The following is a 20768-nucleotide window of genomic DNA, read 5'->3' as shown; positions in this document are numbered from 1 at the left end:
CGCGCCCGGGCCGGTCAACGCACCTCGACCCGGTCAGACCAACCAGATCACGCTGCCCTCCCAGGAGAGTTCCGCAACGGTGTGGGTGGCTTCGCGGTCGCCGTAGGTGATGCCGAAACTGTTCGCCCCGGCGGTGATCGACGTGGCGAGTTCAGCCCCCGCCTCGACCTCATCGTCGACGATCACACTGAAGGACACCTCAGCGGTCTCGTGCGCGGCCAGGTCCGGCACATCCCACCTCACGATCGTCGATTCAGTGATCCCGACCAGACGCAACCCCTCAGCCAGCGGCTCCACCAGTTCGGCGTGCTCGAGCACATCACGCAACTGGGCGGTCACGGTGGCACCGGAGATCTGCGCGTGGGAGGTGTTCTGCACCGTCCAGGTGTAGGTGATCTCATCGCCGGCCTCGACCGCACCGGCAGGCGGGTCAGTGCTCATCGAGGCCTCGAACCCGGTCGCGTAATGCACCAGTTCACACCCGGAGACACACTCCCCACCGGCACCCTCAGTGCTCACCGACAACGGCAACACCGCATTCGGGGCATCCGCGAACCGCAGGTTCGCCCGGAACCGCACCGACGCCGACTCCTCCGCAGCAAGCTCGGGCACCGACCACCGCACCACCCCGGCGTCGGCATCGAACTCCGCACCCTCCCCGACTGCCTCGATATCAGCAAAGGGCATCAGCCTGGACACATCGGCAACCACCACCCCATCGGTGATCAACACACCAGAGACGTTCTGAGCGCTCAGGTGGTAGTTCAACTGCCCGTTCGGGCGCACCGTGCCCTCATTCGGGATCGTCACCGCATTGGCCTGCGCCGCCCGAGCACTGACCTCCCACGCAGGCTCAGCAACCGAGTGGGTGAGCGTGCAGCCGGTGCACAGCGCGCCGGCCCGTTGTGGCGTCGCCACGCTGGTCAGGGTGGCCCCGGAAGCGTCGTCGTCCACGGTCACGGCGTAGGAGACCGAGGCGGGATGGCCCCGGTGCACCGGCGGGCGAACCGTCCAGGTCAGGACATCCCCGTCCAGGCTCAACCCCGCCGGCAACGGCTCGACGAGGGTGGCACCACTGCGCACCTCCGAGAGGTCCACACTCGCCGCGACCCTGGTCACGGGACGCAGATCGAGCGCAGCGGCGGTGAGGGTGTAGGTGATCTGCTCACCCGGTGTCACGGTGGATCCGGACGCCGGCTCTGCGCTGTGGGACAACTCCCAGGTGGGCTCGGCGACGGTGTGCACCAGGGTGGCGGGGTCCACCAGCGACCCACCGTGGCGGGCCGTCCCGGCACTGATACCCATCCGGACCATCTCGCCCGGGGTCGCGTCCTGGTGAACCTGCGCGACGAAGGAGATCTCCGCGCTCTCCCCCGGGGCCAGGTCCGGGATGTTCCAGTGCAGCACCGACCCGAACATCTCCAGCGCCTCATCCAGAGGTTCCACCAGATCCGCGGCCTCCAGCAACGGACCGCTCTGGTGGCGCAGGTTCGCCCGCATGTGCGCTCCGGTGAGCTGGCCGCCGGAGATGTTCTGCGCTGTCCAGGTGTAGGTGATTCGCTGCCCGGCGGTCACCTCACCGGCCGCCGGGTCGGCGGTGACCGAGGCGTCGAACCCGACCACGTGGTAGCCGAGTTCGCAGCCCGCCACGCACTGCCCGCCGGCACCCTGGGCGATGAAGCCGAGCGAGACCTCGCTCCCACGCGCTGGGGCCCGGAGTCGCACCTGGAAGCGCTGGGTGAGGGACTCACCCGGCTCCATCTCGGGCACGTCCCAGGTCAACCGGTTGGTGTCGGCGTCGTAACTCACGCCCTCCCGGAGGGTGCCCAGGTCCCAGTGCTGGCCCATCCCGGTCAGGTCCGCTACCACCTGGGCACCGGAGACCGTGACATCAGAGGTGTTCGTGGCCGTCATCGACGGAACAATCGCCGCGTTCGTCAGCAGGGTCGAGCCGGGCTCCTCATTCGGGGTCACGCTCAGGTCCCACGAAGGCTCGCCAGGCACTGCGTGGGTCATGGTGCAGTCGGTGCAGGTACCGCCACTGCTCTGCGGCGCGGCCACCGAGGTCAGCGTGACGCCGGAGGCATCGGGGTCGACCACCACGGAGAAGGACACCGAGGCTGGGCGGATCTTGTGCACCGGGGTGCGCACCTCCCAGATGAGGTCATCACCGGTCAGGCTCAGCTCGCGATGCAGAGGCTCGACCAGGCTCGCGTGAGCCAGCACGCCGGACAGGTCCACAGTGGCCGCCACCCCCCTCACCGGGCGGGTCTCTCGCGCGGCGGCGGTCAGGGTGTAGGTGATCTGCTCACCTGCTTCGACCGTGGCACCGGACGTGGGCGTGGCCTGCTGGGACAACTGCCAGGCACCGTCCTGCGCCGGGGCCGCCTCGGCGTCGTCGATCGCATCCGCCGACGCCGTCGTGATCCCGACGCCGAGCAGGAGCAGCGACAACAGTGCTGCCATGAACGTGCGAACTCTGCCGCATGCTGAAGGAGCCGACCGGTGTGACATCTGTGTCCTTTCCTCTCGCGCCCGGCGATGTTGCCGGGCGCCGGTGACGCCGGCCAGAAGCGAGGGCAACGGCGCACCACGGGTCGGACACAGACTAATCGCACCGGTCTGGCCGACGGCGCAAAACAAGGATCACAGGATGGTCACGGCCCGCCGGGCAACGATGATCGGCAAGGTCGTCAACGAACAGCCGGCGACAGTCGCCTCAGATGGCCTGCGTGCGCCGGTGTGCGTGGGCGCCTGCGGTCCCCGGACTCTCCCCCGGGCGCCCGTCGTCGTCGGTGAGCAGTCCCAGCGACTTCGCGCGCTGGAGAGCATCTTCGCGGGCATGCACCCCGAGTTTGCGATAGATGTTGCGCACCTGGGACTTCACCGTGTTCTCCGAGACGAACAGCCGCCGGGCCGCCTGGCTGAGCGGTGCACCGGTGGCGATCTGGCGCAGCACCTCCAGTTCCCGTTCGGAGAGCCGGACGGGTTCGCGCGGCTCGGGAAAAACCTCAGCGCCGGCAGTCACGGCCTGCACTGCGCCCGGCGGTATCACATGGGGAAACTCCTGGTCCAAGCCCACCAGGTCGGCTCTTGGCACCAACGCGAAGAACCGCACGATGCCGGAGATCTCAGCCAGGCTGGCGGCCGCCTGGAGTTCATCGCCCGCGACATCCATCCGGTGCAGGCGTCGCGCTGCGCAGGCTCGCATGAGGTGGAGTTGCAGACTATGCCGGATGTCGGCGACCGATAGTCCATCTATGTGCTCGGTCATCGTGAGAACTGCGTCATTGCGCCCCTCGAACAAGGCGAGCCGGGCACGGCATACGATCGCCCAGACCTGCTCGGCATCGACGCCCTCCAGCACGCGGTAGGCGCGTTCGAACTGGCTACGAGCGATGCACAGGTCCACGATGGCGTTGCGGGCCGCGGCTCCGGTGATCCGGGCCCCGTGGCGATGCGGGGTCAACGTAGCGAGCGAGCGCTCCAGCATCGACAGGGTCTCTTCCTGCACCCGTGCGTCCCCCCGGTGCAGCGCGTATCCGGCGTGCAGATACTGCTGGATCGCCTCCAGTCCCGGCAGCGCCGGGACGTGCTCGACCGCCGCGGGCTCGGTGTCGCCGGCTTCCAGCCGGTCCCCGGCGATCAGTTCTCTGACGAGCACACTCGCGAGGCGTTCCAGATCAGCCGGGACGCCTCGGGACACAAGCCCGGCGACCCGGTCGAGCCACTTCTCGGCGGAGTTGAGATGACCGAGCATGGCCAGGCACAGTGCCAGTCCACTGCCGGCTTCACGCTTGGCTCCGGTCATCCCCCGCTCCCGGGCCCACTGGTAGGCCTGCCTGAAGACATAGGCCGCACTGGGCACATCCCTGGTCAACAGCAGAGTGATGCTCCACTGCAGCAGCATCTCCGGCATCTGCTCCAGCACGCTGTCTGCCCACGCCGAACGCTCCACCCCGTGCCCGGACTGCTCTATCACCTGCCGGAACGTCTCGTACTCCCCGGAGACGCGCATCTGCAGGGTTTGGCTGAGGGTGAGCCGCTGATTCTCATAGCGTGCGGCGAAGTCGGCCTCCATGTGCCCGGACCGGAACGCGTGCCAGGCACGCTGCCTCGTATCGACGTTCAGGATGTAGTCCCGGACCACCAAGAGCTTGGCACTGGCGCGCACGATCTCATCGGGAAACTTGCGCAGGATCCGCCGGGCCTCGTCGGTAGGACCGGTGACGAACTCCAGCCAATAGTCCTCCACGAGGACGGCGGCTCGTGCCCAGTCCTCGGCTTCGACGAAGTGGGCGATGGCGGGCTCGGCGATGTTCCGCCGGTCATACCAGTCAGCCAGGATGCGATGGTAATGGCGGTAGTTCACCGGGTCATGGCGGCGGGTGACGGCCTGGACCGCGGCACGCAGTCGCGGGCGGATACGATAGGCCTGCCCGCTATCGGACTGCACCTGGTCGATGATCCCCGCCTGGTGGATCACCGGGAATACGGTCTGCCAGTTGTCCTGACCGATCAGTTTCCGGCCGAGGTCAGGACCGAAGGTCTGCGCGCAACTGAGCGCCGCCAGCACCGGCCGGAAGCGCTGCATGTCCGGATCCTCCAACACGATCCTGCAGTAGCGCTCGATACCGTGCCAGTCCGGGACCAGCGCGCCATCGGCGTCGCGCGACCCATCGCGCAGGAGTGCCCGGATCACAGCGGGCCAGCCGACGACTGCCTCAGCGATCTCGCGGGCCTGGGTCCGGGTCATCGTGTAGCCCGCCTCGGTCGCCATCGTGGCTACCCCTCGAGCGTCCAGGGCGAGTTGGGGCATCCGCAGTACGGCGGACTCCGCGTGGGCGTTGGCGATCGCCACGATGGCCCGCTCCATCCGCACCATGACCACCACACGCAGCCGTTCGAACTGGTTGAGCAGTTCACCCAACTCATCGTCTACGCTCTCGTCGCTGACATAGGTGAAGTTGTCCAGCACGAGCGTGGTGGGCTGCAGCGTACGGCCCAGCACCTCGTAGATGAGCGTCAACGGGTCGGTCCCGGCCGGCGGGCTCGTCCCGGTGAGGGCGCGATGCACCTCGGACCAGAACTGCTCCGGGCCGGTCGCGTGCATCGGCAGGCCCACCCAGACGTAGCGGGTGTGCGCCCCGGTCTGGCCGCGAACCCAGGAGGCGACCGCACTGGTCTTACCGAATCCCCTCGGGGCGCACAGCACCGCGATCGCGGGGGCATTCTCCATCGTCTCGCGCAGTGCGCGGCTGATGGCAATGGTGGAGGTGACGCGCGGGAGGCGAGGTGGTTGGCTGGTTGCGGCTTCTTCCTGGACCTTGCGTATCAACCGCGATCAGCCTTCGTATTCGGTGTGGATGCCACCCCGGCCGGCGACGTCCAGTGCCTCGTTTCGGCTCGCGACACCAAGCTTGCGATAGATCGAGCGCAGATGGGTCTTAACGGTGTTGGCCGACAGGTCGAGGGATCGGCCGATGCCGACCGGCCCGGCGTGCCGCTCCAGCGCCCGCAGGATCTGTGCCTCCCGCATGGTCAGCGTCGGCAAGTCCGCCGCATCGGCCGCGTCGGCCTTGACCGCGTTCGGGTTGGTACCCGGCCACAACGCGTGCGCGCCGGGCATACCGTCAGCGAGCGAGTCGAACACGTACCTGTGCATCAGTTGGAAGGGGCGGCGCTGCCCGGTCGCCCGGGCCAGCCGCACGGCACTCTGGAAGGCCTGGCGCGCCTCGCCCGGGGCATTCATGGCGTGCATGGCACTGGCCATGATCACCATGGATTCCAATTGCGAACGCAGCGAACTACCCGGGGCCGATAATGAGCGCCTGGCCAGTTGGACGGCCTGGCGGTAGTCCTGCCGGGCGTTGTGCACTTTCGCCTGAGCGGCCCAGGCGATGGCGTTGTCCCCGAGGTGGTCGGCGACCTCACCGGCTACACCGATCATCCGGGCGATCAACAGCAGTTCGACCAGCACGCTTTGCAGCACCGCGTCCGCCAGGGAGTTCCTGGGGACGTGACGCAGCGCTGCCCGCAACTTGTTGGCTTGACGGAAGACCTCCTCGGGGTCATCGGCGAAGGCGGCATAGTGAGCACGGGCGAACTCCCCCACCACCCACAACTCGGTGCGGTGGCGGGGCTCGACGATCGCGGCCACGCGCATCGACGCGTCCGGCGCGCCGGCATCCACCGCGATCAACGCCTCCGCAAGGCGCACGGCGACGCCAGCCAGGTCACTGGGATCAACGACGTGACTATCGGCGAGGTACGACTGCAATGCCGCATCCTGCAGGGCGGTGCGCGCGAGGTCCGGCTCCCCGGCCAGCGCGTGCACCAGGGCGACACCGGCTGCCCCCAACGTGGTCGCCTTAGTGCCATGGTCCAGGCCGAGTTCACGTGCCTGACCGAAGGCGTAGATCGCCGCGTCGTGGTGGCCGCTCAACATCGCGGCCACACCCCACTGGATCAGCACGATGGACTCCGCGTCGGCAGGGTCGGCAGCGCCGCCTGCCTCACTGATGACGCCGGAACGGCTGAGCAGTGCCTCGGGCACCACCCAGGTGTGTCCGCTGATCAGGCGCTCGTGCATTGCCGCAAGGTGCTGGCGGGCCACGCGGATCCAGGGGTCGTGCTGACCGTGCGGCAGCGGGAGGTGGTGTATGGCCTCGACCAGAGTCTGCGGCGTTTCGGTGAGCAAGTGGAACCACTGCCGGTCGATGACGTCCAACGCGGTGGACCACTCCTGGGCATTGACGGCGTGCGTCAACGCTTCACCGGGGTCCTGCTCGGCACCGGGGGCGGTCAGTAACGCCCGGTGCACCTGCCGCCCGATGTCCGGCGCGGTCTCGGCCATCACCTGTAGCAGCGCCCGGCGAATCGCGGCCGGATAACCATATCGGACCCCACCTTTGTCCCGATCCTCCCAGAGCAGGCCGGTATTCCGTATGTGGGCGAGTATCGCGGCGGCATCCTGCTCCGAAGCACCGTCCTCAGCCTTGGGGGTGATCACCCGGAGCATGTCGATGTCGAACCAAGCCGGAACCGCGGTGCGCAGCAGAAAGGTGCGAATATCGCTGAACCGCAGGTCCAGGACCATCGCGCCGATGTACCCCTGGATCAACTGCTCGTCGATACCGCCCTCGACGGTGGCGCCCCGCAAACCGGCCCGAATCGCCGCCGGCCAGCCGCCGAAATCGGTGCTGATCTGTTGGGCCTGTTCCCAGGCGAGGTCCAGGCCGGCCATGGCAGCCAGTTGCTGCACCTGCTCAGGACGCATGCGTAGGTCGGAGGGACCAACGATGCTGCCATCGACCGACAGGCTCCCCATCGTCTCGAGCGTCCGGAGGGTACGCCCGGCGGCCACCAGGTAGAACTGTTCGTTGTTGCGCACCAGTTCGATCAGGTCGTCGTCGATTCGGGCAGCACCCTCGGTCAACCCGGCCTCGTGGAAGTTGTCCAGCACCAGGCGCAGCGGCTGGCGCAGCGCGCTGATCCCATCAAGCACCCGGCTACGGGCGTCATCCGTTCCGGTCACCTCGGGGAGGGTGCCGGCACTGCGCAGAGTCTTCTCGAGGCCCGCCCAGAACTCAGCCTGGGTGTTGCTGCGGGCGTCCAGGGAGCAGTACACCGCCGTGGCCGCGTCGGTGTAGTGGCGCAGCCAGTACACCAGCACGGACGTCTTTCCGAAGCCGCGCGCGGCTCGTAGCACCGTCAGCGGCTGGACCTCCCGGAGCGTTTTCAGAGCGATGTCGCTGACCATCGCGGGCTCGGTCACCCGCGGCAACCGGCCGAAGACGTTCGAGGCCATGCCAAGAGCAGACATTCAGCACACGCCTGATTGCAGCGGTGCCGGTGATTCCGAGCAGCACCCCGCCCGCAGCCGGTCCGCCGATGCAGACCGCCGATTCTGGGTCGTCGCTGCCGTTGTGATGGTCCTACCCCCGATACTCATTGATCCTCGCTAATCGCTCCCCTGCCAACAGGGTTCGCTCTCTGCTATAGTCCGCCGCTCGCGCACTCACGGCAAGGGCTATTGCTCGATTCGTAATTACTGTTTGCGTATCCATGACGTGCACAGTCGCTCCACGGCCCATCGCGGCGGGGCCAGCCGTGCTGGAGGTGCTGCGCTCCATCCAGGAGAGCCCGCGATTCGACTGCTACCGCGTCATCCGCCCTCGGACCGATCCACATGCGCCACGCTCCACTCAGATCAAAGCGTCGGCAGACACTCCGCCAACGATCCTTGACTAATCCTATTGTTTCCATTTCTGCCCCGAGTGTTCTCTGTCACGAATTCGGGGTGATTCCACCCCGGGAGGAGGGTGATGCCGCGGAGCCGGGAGGGTGAACCGGGGGTGAGGTAGCGGATCACCCGCTAACTCCGCTTTCAGCACTAAGGACACCGCTGATCCGGATGCGGAAGACTAAAGGGATGCGCGGAATCATCCTGGCCGGCGGGTCCGGCACACGCCTGCATCCGATCACCCTGGGAGTCAGCAAACAGCTCGTCCCGGTCTATGACAAGCCGATGATCTACTACCCACTGAGCACGCTGATCCTGGCTGGGATCCGGGATGTGCTGGTCATTACCACCCCGCACGATGCCAGCCAGTTCCACAGGCTGCTCGGCGATGGCTCGCAGTTCGGTATCAGCATCTCCTACGCGGTTCAGCCCGAACCGAACGGTTTGGCGCAAGCCTTCGTCCTCGGAGCCGACTTCATCGGCGATCAGAGCGTCTCCCTCGTCCTGGGCGACAACATCTTCTACGGGCCCGGACTCGGCTCCCAGTTGGGCCGCTTCGAAGGAGTCGAGGGCGGCGCTGTCTTCGCCTATCGGGTTTCCGATCCCACGGCCTACGGGGTGGTGGAGTTCGACGAGGACGGCCGGGCGCTCTCCTTGGAGGAGAAGCCTGCTCGTCCCAAGTCGAACTACGCGGTGCCGGGCTTGTACTTCTACGACAACGACGTCATCGAGATCGCCCGGAACCTGGAGCCCTCCGCCAGGGGCGAGTACGAGATCACCGACGTCAACCGCACCTACCTCAGCCGGGGATCACTCCAGGTCCACGTCCTGCCGCGGGGTACCGCGTGGCTGGACACCGGTACCTTCGACTCACTGCTCGCCGCTTCGGACTACGTCCGCACGATCGAGCACCGGCAAGGATTGAAGATCGGGGCGCCGGAGGAAGTGGCGTGGCGGCGGGGCTTCCTGAGCGATGAGGAACTCCGCGAACGCGCGGAGCCGCTTCGCAAGTCCACCTACGGCGACTATCTCCTGGGGTTGCTGGACTCCCCCTGATGTGGCTCGATCCGCGCAGGCTCGCGCTACCTCTCGTGCAGGTACTGCCCCGCCTTGACCATCATCACCCGGGCCCTCGTACGCCGTCGGCAGTCAGGGAACGGTGGCCTGCACCACTTCCGCACTGCCCATAGCCTGCACCGGCTCTGCGGTGGCGGGAACGAAGAATGCGTCGCCAACCCCAGCCGCAACCGTTTCAGACTCGCTGGTGCGGAATCGACCCGCTCCGGAGATGACGAGCACCAACCGCGGTCCGTGGCCGGGAAAGTCCGTCCAGCCTTCGTCGGTCAGCGTGGTCACCGACAATTCGAAGTCCTCCACCGGGGCATAGAACACCCGGGTGCGGCCGACGACCTCCGGCGCGATACGCACGGGCGGAGCGGCGACGCAGTCGAGCACCTCCAGCAAGCCTTCCGGGTCGATGTGCTTGGGCGTCAATCCGGCACGCAAGACGTTGTTGGAGTTCGCCATCACCTCCACGCCCAGGCCGTCCAGGTAGGCGTGCGGAGACCCCGCCGGGACGAACATCGCCTCCCCGGGCTGGAGCAGCACCGGGTTCATCAGCAGCGCGACGACGGCGCCCGGGTCACCGGGGTAGGCCTGTCCGAGGCGGGCAACGGTGCGGTCGATGCGCACCGAGGCGCCCCGGGTCCCCATGCGCTGCGCGCAGGCATCGACGACGGCGCTCACCTCCTCGGCCCTGACCTCGCCCGGAGTGAGAAGCATCGTGACGGCCCGGCGTACGCCATGGGCAGTGGGGTCGGCCTGCAGGATCTGCGCCAATCGATCGGCTATCGCCACATCCAAGCCGCTGACCAGTTCCAGTGCTCGGCGGGGGGTGCGGAACCCGGACAGCGCCCGGAATTCGGTCAGGGCGTAGAGCAACTCGGGTTTGTGGTTCGGGTCAGGGTAGAGCCGCTCGGGCGCCTCACGCGCGATGCCGGCGGCCTCCTCCCTGTCGAACCCGGCTCGTGCCTGCTCGAGGTTGGGGTGCACCTGCAGCGACAGTGGCGCCACAGGAGCGATGAGTTTGAGCAGGTAGGGCAGGTGCGGGCCGAACCGTGCCAGCACCTGCTCCCCTAACTGGTCCCGCCCCGAATCGGTGTCCAGATGCTCACGTAGGTCTAGGGCCCCGCCCGGAGCCAACTTGGAGGGCGCCGCCGGATGGGCGCCGAACCACAATTCCGCGAGCGGGCGCCCGTCGGGCGGGCAGCCGAGGAGGTCAGGAATGGCTGTGGCCGACCCCCACGCATAGTGCTGGCTGCTTCCGCGAAGTTGGATAAGCACCGGCGCCTCCTTACCACCAGACGCTTCAGAGTAGTCCGGCCACAGCACGTCCGCCCGGGGTTTGGGCGGCCCGGCACCGCGTCGTTCGATCTGGGTCTGGTCGGCTTCTCCTCCAACTGCTCGAACAACCGTGGCCCGTGGCAACACGCGGAGAAGTTTCATCCCCCGGCAGACGCCCACCATCTTCGCTTCGGCCAGGTTCCCCGCCGGGCCCGTCCTTCACAGTTCGGTCAGCCGCGCGCCCGCACACAGGTTCAGCATGAAGCGGCCCACGCCGCGCACGGGCTTGGGAAGGGCTGTCACGATCACTTCGGTGTCAGCCGAAGTCAGGCCCACCCGGAAAAGTCGCAGTGCACCCACCAGCAGGACCAGACCCGTACCCACTGCTGTGATGGCCGAAGGAACCGGGTTCCACTCCAGCGCCGATACCGCGAACCACACCGTGACGCTGACCAAGGCGCCCAGGAGGTACGGCGCGATCCCCGCCAGGGTCTGACCGAAGGTGAGCCGGAGCATCCGGGCTTCACCGCCCAGCACCAGGACGATCTGCGTCAGCGCAGCGCCCGCGTTACCAATGACCGCACCCCAGACCCCCAGATGGGGCACCAGGATCAGCATCAAGGTGATGTTGACCGCCAGGGCGACCACGTTGAACACCAGCAGTCGGACACCGTGGAGCCGGGCCATGATGAATGCCTTCAGCGGACCGACGATCACCACCAATGCGCCGGCGATCCCCAGCGCGAGCAGCACCTCGGAGGCCTCCCGGAACTCCTCTCCGTAGAGCACCGGGGTCAGGAACGCAAAGAACGGCACCAGCCCCGCCACGATGAGGGCCAATGCGGTCGAGGAGGCGCGTAGCGTCCGGGTCAGGGCCCGCGCCACCGCGGGCCGGTCGACCTCGTGCAATCCGGAGACCGCCGGGATGAGTGGCCCCACCAACGACTGGGCCGGGCTGAACAAGTGCACCGCCAGACCAAACGCGAGCGCGAAGACCCCGGCCGCCTCCATTGCGGACATCCAGGTCAGGACGATTACCTCGACCCGGGACATGACCATGGCGCCCACTGCGGCGGCGGCGCCGGCAGGCAGTGTGAACCGCCAGAAGCCTTTCGGGAGGCGACGTAGCCGCGGCCGCAGCACCGCCCTGCGGTAGGCGGGTGCGACCCAGAACATCGCGAGAGCCGCACCGATTCCACCCATCACCAACCGCGCTCCCCAGACCGCATCTGCGGTCTGGGCGGTGAATATCGCCACGAGGACCGCTCCTTGCGTCAGCAGGTTGACGATCATGGCGTGCTTGGCGCCCTCGGCGGTCTTGTTCTCGATGGCGAAGCAGTAGGTCGCGTTGCCCAGCACGGAAGGCAGGAAGACCCCGAACAGCACGGCCACCAGCAGCAGCACCGGACCGACTTCGGCGATACTGACCACGACCAAGGTCATGACCGGCCCCGCCGTCAACATCCGGATGGCCTGCGAGGTGGACAGCAGGTCCTTGACCTCCTGCCCTCGTCCCGTGGCGTGCGCTTTCGCGCCGTACTGGACCGCCCCAGTTCCCACACCCATCGAGATGATGCTCCCGACGATGGCCATGATCGAAGTCAGGTACGCCAACCGGCCGTAGTCGACCGCGCCGAGCGTGCGGGCGAGGACGATGTTGACCGCAAACGCGACCGGCAGCGAGATCAGGGTGTGCAGGAACGTCCAGTAGGCGCCTCGGACTGCGAATCGTTGCAGTTGCCCCCGGGAGAATTGCGGTTGAGCAGTCTCCGCAGCGAATCCGACGTCTGGTGCGGGAGGCTCGACGCCCGCTGCGGGATCGACGTCGTCCGATCCGGGCTCATCACCCACCGCAGGAGGGCTATCCATACTCGAGGTTCTGGGCGCGTTGCTGTATCGACTCCAGCAGGTCCGTTACGCCCCGGGCACATCGAGACCAGGCAAACACCATGAGGCGATCCTAGTTGCCCCACGTGCGGGGTTCGGTGGGTTGTCGACGTTTCTCGAGCAGGCATGAGGATCAGCCCCAGCCCGCTCGAACATCCTTCGCGATGGGCCTTCGAAGGGGGGCGGATCGACTATCGTGGGGTTGCGGTGTGGCACACACGCGGCAAGCAGGACCCGGCCGGCCGACCTGTTCCCCGGCCCGAATCAGGAGGTCCCAGCATGACGCGGGTGGGTCGCGAGAAGACCGTGAACGTGCTGTGCGCACCCCCCGCGGCACCGAACGCCGGAATGACGAGCGTAGACCTGGCCTTCGACTCGGTGGCGAAGCGGCTGGGTCTGGAGCATGTGCAGTACTGGCGCTTGTGGGATCAAAGCGAGTGGATCACGCCCGTTGGCGGCTCACAACCGACAGCGAATGGCGGCTTCCTGGACGACAGCACCCAGATCACCTATCAGAACCTGCGTGGGCGATTCGATGAGTTCCTCGATGCCGATGCAGTGGTCTACTGGGGCGACTTCCTGCACATGGCCTTCTATGTGGAGTCCAACGTCGACATCCTCACCAACAAGACGGGGCTGATCAGCGACGTCACCGAGGCACGGGACCACGTGTACCGGACCCTGCTGCTTCGCGGGGTGGCGGATGAGCATTTGTCCCGAGTGATCTCCTACGGCACCACGTTGAGTTTCAACACTCCCGCTGACTACGCCGGTGAGTACGGCCCGGCACTCGACGCCTTCCTATCGCGCGCCCGCCGGGTCTGGTTCCGCGACACGTACTCGGCTTGGGTCTCCCAACTCGCGCGCGCCTCGGACGAACGGCTCAGCAAGGGCACCGACGCGGCGTTCCTCTGGGAGCCTGAAGTCAAGCATCGCCCCGCGGGGAACCTGGGGGTGTTCTTCGGGCGCTCGGCACTGCCGCCGGAGGCGCTGGCGCACCTGGGAAAAGCGCTCACCACACAGACCGGCCTACGCCCGGTCTGGCTGCCCTGGGGCCATGAGCCCGGGTTCTGGCCCATCGACGACCGCCGGCGTTTCCGCGCCGCCTGGCCGGGACTGGAGCATCGGGAACGCTCGCCGTCGTGGGCGCTGCGGGCACGGACCCTGAGCGAGGTGGGGCGGGGCGTGCGCCTCGGGCCGACACACCGTTCCTTCAGCGAACTCATCACGCAGTTGGCGCAGTGCGATGTGGTCCTCACCGATACCTACCACCTCGCCATCAACGCCTGGCGGATGGGCATCCCCACCATCGCCGTGCTGGACGAGCCCGGCACGTGGTCGGTGAACTCCGGATCGGCCGGGGCGCGGCGGGACAAGAGGGCCGAGTTGTACTCCCAGATCGAAGCGACGGGACTGCTCGTCGCCGGCCGGGATGTACGCCGTGGCGGGCGGCGCACCGCCCGGTTCCTCGTGGACTACCTGGCGGACGAGGCGGCCCTGGCAGTCACCCACGAACGGATCTCCCGACTGACCCGGGGGGGCCGGCGAATGGTGTCGGAAACCCTGAGCGACCTGTTGGACACCCCGTGACTGCGAGCCGAGGCGGCGGACCATGAACCGGGTCGCTCTCATCGCCAGTTCATTTCTGCCCCGATTCGGTGGGGTCGAGCGCCACGTCCTCGAAGTTTCCCGGGGCCTGCGGGACCGGGGGTACGAGGTGACTATCTGGGCAGTCGACCAGGGCGATGAGGTGCCCTCGTCGGTCGACGGGATTCAACTTCGCTACCTGCCCTGTCCGCTTCCCGCCCGCGACCTCGGCAGCCTCGTGTCGTTCTTGCGCAGGCTCCCGGCGGCAATCAGGGCGTGGCGGCGCGCGGTCAGGACCGATCGCCCGCAGATCCTCAACGTCCAGTGCTTCGGGCCGAACGGGGTTTACGCCACCGTCCTCTCCAGGTTGTGCGGCATCCCGCTGGTGTACAGCGCTCACGGCGAGACGTCCGGCGACGCCGACGACGTCTTCACCTCCTCCAGGCTGATCCGTCGAGCACTGGCGGCTGGGATCAGGCGCTCCAGCGCGATCACCGCCTGCTCCCGGTTCGCTGCCGATGATCTGCTCAGGTTCGCGGCTCGAACACCGCCCGTGCACATCGTTTTCAATGGCGTCGATCGCAGCCCGCCCCGTCCGGCGACGATGCCGCCGCTTCCCTCCCGCTTCATCGCCGCAGTCGGGCGCCTGGTACCGAACAAGGGATTCGGTGAGCTCATCGCAGCCTTCGCCCCGGTGGCCGCAGAAGACGGCGACGTGGGTCTGGTGATTGCGGGCGACGGGCCGGACCGCCAACGCCTCCAGGAGCTCACGGACCGGCATGGCCTGACCCAGCAGGTCAGACTCCTCGGCCAACTCTCGGCCGGGCAGGTCCACCAACTGCTCCAGCACGCCGAGATGCTGGTGGTGCCCAGCCACGTCGAGGCTTTCGGGATCGCGATCCTCGAAGGGTGGCGGGCCGGAGCGCCCGTTATCGCCACCTCCCGCGGTGGCACCGCGGAGTTCGTCCAGGACACGGTGAACGGCCTGCTCGTGGATCCGTTCGACGCCGCGGCACTCAGCACCGCGATGCGGTCCCTGCTCCGCGACCCGGTCGGCGCGGCGCACCTCGCCCGTGCCGGGAGCGCCGCCTTCGGCCCGTTCACGTGGGACGCGGTAGCCGACCGCTATCAGGCGGTGCTGGATCGCGCCCTGGGCGCCAACGGTCCGAGCCGTCCTCGGTCACCTAGCAGGTTCCCACGCCGACACGGCGGCGATTGACACCACGTAATCACTCTCCGTCTGCAGCCCCATGAACGGCGGCGGGTGACCGCCGGCCAGGTCGGTGTAGTTCACGCTGAGCATCTCCACCCCGCGAATGGTCCGCCACGGCACCTCGATGCGGATGGCGACTGCCTCGACCGGGTCGAACCCAACCATCGCCACCCGCTCCCAGAACTGGTCCTCGACCTGCGCGACCTCCACCCACTGCTCGTCGGGGGTCTGCACCGACACCGTGTAGTCGCGCAGGCCGGCTTCACAGCAGACGATACTGCCGCTGGCCACCGCGACCCGGTCGATCACGGTGGGCTCCTCCAATGCGATATCCACATGCGGGCTCGGGTCCACCGCCCCACCGACCCGCCCGGAGCGCCATGGCCGGTGCGGGTTCACCGTTCCCGACGTGATGACCTGAGGGTCGGACTCCTCATGAGTTGAGCTCGGTTGGACCTCCGCGCCGACCAGCACGTCGGGGCCGAACTCCTCCACCGGCTGGAACTCGATCGTCCCGGCAGAGGCAACGAAGAACTGGGGCGCCCCGGTCAGGGTGACCGTGACCCGGCCGTCCTCAACCGGGAGGGATCGCTCGTGACCGTAGTGGTCAATGACGGTGAGTTCGGCCGCATCGGTCCGAGCCACCGCCTCCAGCCGCATCCCATCGGTCCAGATGGCTACGGTCTCCACCTCACCGCCCAGCCGCATCGCGTGACTGAACGGTATGGGCGTCTCGACGACCTCGGGTGCGCCTGAGTCCCCCAACAGCCTCGAGGTGGTGGCGAACGCCAGTGCGCCCGGCTTGACGTACGACTGGTGCTGAATGAGCGACCAACTCAGGTCGAACTCGCCCCACCCGCCCTCACTGAAGAAGTACGTCCAGCCCGCCAGGTCCTCACGGGTGTACCAGAGAAGTTTGCGCGCCACGTTCGCACCCTGGGACCACAGCGACAGTGCGCCATCGGAGGTCCAGCCGGTTTCGGTGTCCCAGACCGGCAGCGCCGCACACTCAGGACCGAGGGCGTCCCGTAACTCGTCGAAACCCGAGCCCTCCTGGATGAAGCCCTCCTCCTCCCAGGATCGGTTCCAGCCGGTGTACGGGTGGACCGCGATGGCATCGACATGTTCACAGAGGTTCGTGGTCGCTGCCGAACGCCACCAGTCGAAGGCGAAACCGAGGCTGTTTCCCGCCAGCACCTGGGCCCCGGGATTCGCCCGGTGCGCCGCCAACGCAAACGGGATCTCAACGTCTTCGGCGTACTCGGCGCCATCGTCAAATGCCATGTTCGGCTCGTTCCACGGCGACCACAGGATGACCTCGGGCACGTGCTCGGCCACGCCTGCCACGATGTACTCCGACCACCCCTCCCACGTACCCGAATCCACTGCGGCCCGCTCAGCCTCACCGTTCTGGCCGAGTTGGACGATGAGGTCCACCCCTTCCTGGGTGGCAACCTGCGCGGCTGCACGGATCTGACCAAAGGCGCCGGCGTCGTCGTCCTCTTCCCCCGCGCCGGGCAAGCCTTGCCACCTGATGCCCGACGGCGAAGGTTCAGCAGCCGGGTCGGGCACCAGGGAAGCGAAGTCCAGTTGCACTCGATGGCTGCCGATGCCCAACCGTGCGGCGATCTCCACGCCGCGTAACGGCCCCGGCCCGCCCCAGTCGGCACCATCGCTGAGCGTCCCCAGACGGAGCGGGGATGCCTCTGGGCTGATGCTGTAACGCAGGCAGGCACCCGACTGCGGCTCAGTGCTGCCGGGCTCGACGAGCCACAGACTCACCTCGTACACCCCGGGTCGGCGCTCCGGTAACTCCAGTGCACTGCGGCCGCCGCCGAAGGGAATCTCGGCCCGGCGCTGCTCCTGCACGACAGGATCCGCCAGCGTCGGATCACCGGTGACGGTGTAGTGCAGTTGCAGTTCCGAGTTCCCTGCGTCGCTGACTCCCCAACCCTCCTCCGTCTCGATGAAGACCTCGGGAACTTCCCCGGCGTCGAAATGGTTGAACGGCCTATCCGTGGTCGGTCCGATGCCGATTCCCAGTTGCGCCAGGGACGCCTCCCGGGAGGCCTTCGGCTCCACCGGGCCGAGCAGCATCGCCTGCATCTCCTCGCTGCTCAACGACAGCACCCGGTACTCCCCCTCGAGGAAGGACAGCACCCAGTAGTGCCCGTCCCGCTCGATCAGGCGACCGGCCTCCGCCAAGGTCATCCCCCCGCTGCCGTTCATCCAGAAGCCCTGGCGTGCCCCGTGGGCGTCGACCCATTGGATCCCATCGGCACTCGCCACCAGGAACCCCTCTCCCCGCGGGCCAGGGGTAACTCCGCGCGGCCGTTCGATGCGTGGGGGGCCCGAGACAGCGAACTCACGGTCAGCCAGGCTGAAGGGCACGTGCAGCACCGTGGCGCCCGTGGCGAGATCGTGGACGCGAAGGTGGGCGGTGCCACCATCAACGGTGAGACCGGCGACGCTCGTGTTGCCCACCGACCCCAGGAGGGTGTCCGGGAGGCCAGGCAGCACGCCGAGGTAGTCACCGTTCTCGCGGAACCCGTACACCGTGCGTTCTCCTTCGCCGATCAGGAGCGCTGGCGCCCCGTCGAGATCCGCGACCCAGTGGATGCCCTTCAGGTCCAGCGGATGCCCGGTGCTCTCCTCACCGGGTGGCACCTCGAAGGACGACGAGGTACTGCCGTCGGCGTCGAGTTGGACGACCTGGCGGCGCCCGTCGTAGGTGTCGATTGCATAGACCACCCCATCCGGGGACACGGCGGGCGAGCCGTTATTGTGCGGCGGTTGGTCACGTTCGTGCTCAAACAGGGTCGTGTCCAGGCTGCGACCATCATGGTCAAATCGCTCCAGGATGGTCTCGCCGTCTTCTCCCTCTCCTTCGACCAGGATCGCCTCGGACGTGGCCGCGATTCCCCACACCCCGCCTTCACCCGGGCTCACGGTCCAGTACTCGGGTGCGAACGGTTCCTCATCGCTCGGCCGGTCGGCGGTGATCTTTTCCACCAGGCGGCCTTCGAAACCGCACACCGGCGTGAGAGCAGGAGCCGGATGCTGTGCAGCGGGCTCGGTATTCCCGCCGGTGACAACCAGCACGGTTGCCGCCACAAGTCCCGCGACCGCGACGACACTTCCCCCGAGAATCCACGCGCGTCGAACCATGGCACGCCTTTCCTGGAAGTACGGCCCAGAGTACCTTGCGAGTCGGTCACGATCGGAGAACTCCCAGCTATTTGTCACAGTCCGCCCGATACAGTGATCGCGGTGGCGGCGAGGCCATCCGAGAAAGGGGAGCGCCGATGCAGCGTCTGGTCATTGCGACGACGGCGACGTCGGCGCCGATGGGGGCCCAGGTGTACCAGGAAGAGGTCGCGGCCCGCGCCGGTGAGGCGCTCGAAGCCACGGGCGGGGGATGGACGGTTGATCGGTTCATCGCGCGCTCGCTGCGCTCCCCGCTACCCGGGACCGCCCGTCTGCCCTTCGGCAGACTGCGTCACGCCGGGCGCCGCGAGCGCCGCGCTATCGGCGCCGTGGTCTACCCGCGCGATGCATTGCTGCACCGGATGGAACTGGAGCTGCCGCCGGCGAGGCACGAGGTGCTGACCATGCACGACACCGTGGCGTGGCGATACCCCGACGAGGGCCAGCCGGTCGCCGCTGCCGCCGAGGAGCTTCGGGCTGCCGCAGCGGTCATCTGCGTCTCGCGCTACACCGCCGAGGACATTGCCGAGAGGTTCGGGGTGGATCGCCTGCACGTGGTGCACAACGGGGTGGATGACCGGTTCCGCGGTGCCGAACCACTGACCTCTGCCGAACTCGCTGCTCTGGGCATCGAAGGACGCTACCTGCTGCACGCCGGAGGGGCCGCGGCGCGAAAGAACCTCGAGGGACTGGCCGCAGCGTGGGACCTGCTTCACGGCAGCCACCCCGATGTTTCACTGGTGCTGTCGGGCCCGCAGCACCCGCGCCGGGACCAACTCTTCAAAGACCTGCCCCGGGCGATCCGCGTTGGTCGTCTTCCTGAGAACGTACTGCCCCCACTGATGTCCGGGGCGCAGGCCGTCGTGGTGCCGTCACATCATGAGGGGTTCGGCCTGCCCGCCCTGGAGGCGATGGCCGCGGGGGCCCCGGTCGTGGTGGCTGCGACCAGTTCGCTTACCGAGGTGGCTGCTGAGGCAGGTGTCATGGTGGGCACCACCGGCGCTGAGATCGCCGAAGGACTGGACTACGTGCTCGGGTCCGATTTTCCCCGGGACCGCTACGTCGCTGCCGGGCGCAGGCACGCTGCCCCGTTCACCTGGGAGCGCAGCGCGAAGGGGCACGCGGAGGTATGGCGCAGCGTGGGAGGCTGAATACCGGAGGCCGCGAAGGCCACCAAGCCACAAAGCCGCTCGAACGCGCTGTCCACCAGAACGCGCCTCTTGTAGGCTGACCGGATCACATCGCGTGAACTCTCGGGGGGTACACAACCGCTGGGAGTGAGGAATGGTCGACGAAGGCCGCCACGCAGCGCGAGTGCAGCCATTCGGAACCCGGTTTCGGTACTGGGCCGCTTTGCTCTCGATCCTGTTCGCAGCTGCGCTGCTGGGGCTGTACACAGTGGCGGTTCGGACGCATACCGGCCAGGTCGTCGATGTGACCGTGTACCGATGGTCGCATGGGCTGAATCACGGCGGCGGGCTCAGCGGCGCCCTCCGCTCCAACTTGCACGTGCCGCTTCTCGCGGCCTGCCTGGTCCTGGTAGCGCTGGCGCTCGGAGCGCGGGACTGGCACCGGGTCGCCGCCGCGCTAACCGTCGCGGCGGCCACCCCCGTAGCATCCCTGTGGTTGCGCGATGAGGTCTTCGACCGGCCCTATCTGGGTGATCACGCCTTTGTGATGAACACCTTGCCCTCCGGGCATGTCTCCCTCAGCGCTGCTCTGGCGGTCGCCATCATGATCCTCTGGCCCTCCCGGGCGCGCTGGCCCATCGTCGTCGCAGGCGTCCTGCTGGCGACGGCTAGCCTGGCGTCCGTGGTCGCGCACGCGCACCGCCCCAGTGACGTCGTCGCCTCTGTGCTGCTCACCGGTGCCGTCACGTGCGCTGCGCTGGCTCTGGGTGGCCCGCTCGCCGCCCCCCGAGTCATGCGGAAAGCCGTGGTGGTTCCGTCGACGGAATCGACCCCGCCGCCATTCTCCTCCTCATCCGCGGACTGGTTCAGGCGAGGAGATTCTGGTCCTTCAACTGGGCAACGAAGGCGTCAACGTCCCGCTCGGCTGTCTCCCGATCAATCCGGTACTCGGCAATCAAGGCATCAGTGAGCTCACCCTCCGACCGTTCCTCGGTGAGCAACTTCGTCAAGAAGGCCCCAGCGGCGTTGGTGGTCAGGTACACCGAGCCCTGCAGGTCAAGGATCACCAACTCCCCGTCGATCTCCTGCCAGGTCAGATCGTCCATGCGCAACTTCATTGCTTCGCTACCTTCCGCGTCAGTTCCTCACAACCCGC

At 67.5% G+C, this 20768-nt stretch carries 12 protein-coding genes; 5 read left to right on the top strand and 7 right to left on the bottom strand.

Annotated elements, in window-relative coordinates; genetic code table 11:
• Window positions 1–33: 33 nt before the first annotated feature.
• The 3 genes from ACO0LU_RS05755 to ACO0LU_RS05745 form a co-directional block, all read right to left on the bottom strand.
• Entirely contained in the window at window positions 34–2466 is a 2433-nt protein-coding gene (locus ACO0LU_RS05755) for a hypothetical protein (protein WP_424790452.1), read from the bottom strand.
• Between the two features lie 253 nt (window positions 2467–2719).
• Window positions 2720–5338, bottom strand: a complete 2619-nt coding sequence (locus ACO0LU_RS05750) for a LuxR C-terminal-related transcriptional regulator (RefSeq protein WP_424790451.1) — start codon at window positions 5336–5338, stop codon at window positions 2720–2722.
• Between the two features lie 6 nt (window positions 5339–5344).
• A complete protein-coding gene (locus tag ACO0LU_RS05745; protein WP_424790450.1) occupies window positions 5345–7810 on the bottom strand; it encodes a LuxR C-terminal-related transcriptional regulator in 2466 nt (821 codons plus the stop codon).
• Window positions 7811–8434: 624 nt separating this feature from the next.
• On the opposite strand from ACO0LU_RS05745, the gene rfbA reads away from it, so the two are divergent.
• Entirely contained in the window at window positions 8435–9301 is an 867-nt protein-coding gene (gene rfbA, locus ACO0LU_RS05740) for a glucose-1-phosphate thymidylyltransferase RfbA (RefSeq protein ID WP_424790748.1), read from the top strand.
• A 93-nt stretch (window positions 9302–9394) separates the two neighbouring features.
• On the opposite strand, the gene manA is transcribed toward rfbA, so the two are convergent.
• Together manA and ACO0LU_RS05730 are read right to left on the bottom strand one after the other, a co-directional pair.
• Window positions 9395–10588 carry a mannose-6-phosphate isomerase, class I gene (manA, locus tag ACO0LU_RS05735; RefSeq protein ID WP_424790449.1) on the bottom strand — a complete coding sequence of 398 codons (1194 nt, stop codon included), beginning with the start codon at window positions 10586–10588 and terminating at the stop codon, window positions 9395–9397.
• Window positions 10589–10807: 219 nt separating this feature from the next.
• Complete coding sequence (locus ACO0LU_RS05730) at window positions 10808–12457, bottom strand: oligosaccharide flippase family protein (RefSeq protein ID WP_424790448.1); 1650 nt, start codon at window positions 12455–12457, stop codon at window positions 10808–10810.
• A 297-nt stretch (window positions 12458–12754) separates the two neighbouring features.
• On the opposite strand from ACO0LU_RS05730, the gene ACO0LU_RS05725 reads away from it, so the two are divergent.
• Entirely contained in the window at window positions 12755–14065 is a 1311-nt protein-coding gene (locus ACO0LU_RS05725) for a polysaccharide pyruvyl transferase family protein (RefSeq protein WP_424790447.1), read from the top strand.
• Window positions 14066–14087: 22 nt separating this feature from the next.
• Complete coding sequence (locus tag ACO0LU_RS05720) at window positions 14088–15281, top strand: glycosyltransferase family 4 protein (protein ID WP_424790446.1); 1194 nt, start codon at window positions 14088–14090, stop codon at window positions 15279–15281.
• Here ACO0LU_RS05720 and ACO0LU_RS05715 read toward each other — a convergent pair.
• A complete protein-coding gene (locus tag ACO0LU_RS05715) occupies window positions 15243–18287 on the bottom strand; it encodes a hypothetical protein (RefSeq protein ID WP_424790445.1) in 3045 nt (1014 codons plus the stop codon). The genes ACO0LU_RS05720 and ACO0LU_RS05715 overlap by 39 nt on opposite strands.
• 293 nt (window positions 18288–18580) lie before the next feature.
• Between ACO0LU_RS05715 and ACO0LU_RS05710 the strand changes: the two genes are divergently transcribed.
• Both ACO0LU_RS05710 and ACO0LU_RS05705 read left to right on the top strand, forming a co-directional pair.
• Window positions 18581–19633, top strand: coding sequence for a glycosyltransferase (locus ACO0LU_RS05710; protein WP_424790444.1), 1053 nt, complete (start codon window positions 18581–18583; stop codon window positions 19631–19633).
• Window positions 19634–19766: 133 nt separating this feature from the next.
• Window positions 19767–20582, top strand: coding sequence for a phosphatase PAP2 family protein (locus ACO0LU_RS05705; protein WP_424790443.1), 816 nt, complete (start codon window positions 19767–19769; stop codon window positions 20580–20582).
• On the opposite strand, the gene ACO0LU_RS05700 is transcribed toward ACO0LU_RS05705, so the two are convergent.
• Window positions 20479–20730, bottom strand: coding sequence for a PqqD family protein (locus ACO0LU_RS05700; protein ID WP_424790442.1), 252 nt, complete (start codon window positions 20728–20730; stop codon window positions 20479–20481). The genes ACO0LU_RS05705 and ACO0LU_RS05700 overlap by 104 nt on opposite strands.
• Between the last annotated feature and the right edge of the window lie 38 nt (window positions 20731–20768).

This window comes from Pseudactinotalea sp. Z1748 (genome assembly GCF_049725185.1).
Classification (GTDB): Bacteria; Actinomycetota; Actinomycetes; order Actinomycetales; family Beutenbergiaceae; genus CALKWS01.
The sequence above is the reverse complement of the archived record's forward strand: the minus strand, read 5'-3'. Positions and strand labels throughout refer to the sequence as shown.

Coding starts and splice junctions, on each gene's coding strand:
- ACO0LU_RS05700 (WP_424790442.1), bottom strand. CDS start 20,730: ATGAAGTTGCGCATGGACGATCTGACCTGGCAGGAGATCGACGGGGAG.
- ACO0LU_RS05705 (WP_424790443.1), top strand. CDS start 19,767: ATGGTCGACGAAGGCCGCCACGCAGCGCGAGTGCAGCCATTCGGAACC.
- ACO0LU_RS05710 (WP_424790444.1), top strand. CDS start 18,581: ATGCAGCGTCTGGTCATTGCGACGACGGCGACGTCGGCGCCGATGGGG.
- ACO0LU_RS05725 (WP_424790447.1), top strand. CDS start 12,755: ATGACGCGGGTGGGTCGCGAGAAGACCGTGAACGTGCTGTGCGCACCC.
- rfbA (WP_424790748.1), top strand. CDS start 8,435: ATGCGCGGAATCATCCTGGCCGGCGGGTCCGGCACACGCCTGCATCCG.
- ACO0LU_RS05720 (WP_424790446.1), top strand. CDS start 14,088: ATGAACCGGGTCGCTCTCATCGCCAGTTCATTTCTGCCCCGATTCGGT.
- ACO0LU_RS05755 (WP_424790452.1), bottom strand. CDS start 2,466: ATGGCAGCACTGTTGTCGCTGCTCCTGCTCGGCGTCGGGATCACGACG.
- ACO0LU_RS05730 (WP_424790448.1), bottom strand. CDS start 12,457: ATGGATAGCCCTCCTGCGGTGGGTGATGAGCCCGGATCGGACGACGTC.
- ACO0LU_RS05745 (WP_424790450.1), bottom strand. CDS start 7,810: ATGGCCTCGAACGTCTTCGGCCGGTTGCCGCGGGTGACCGAGCCCGCG.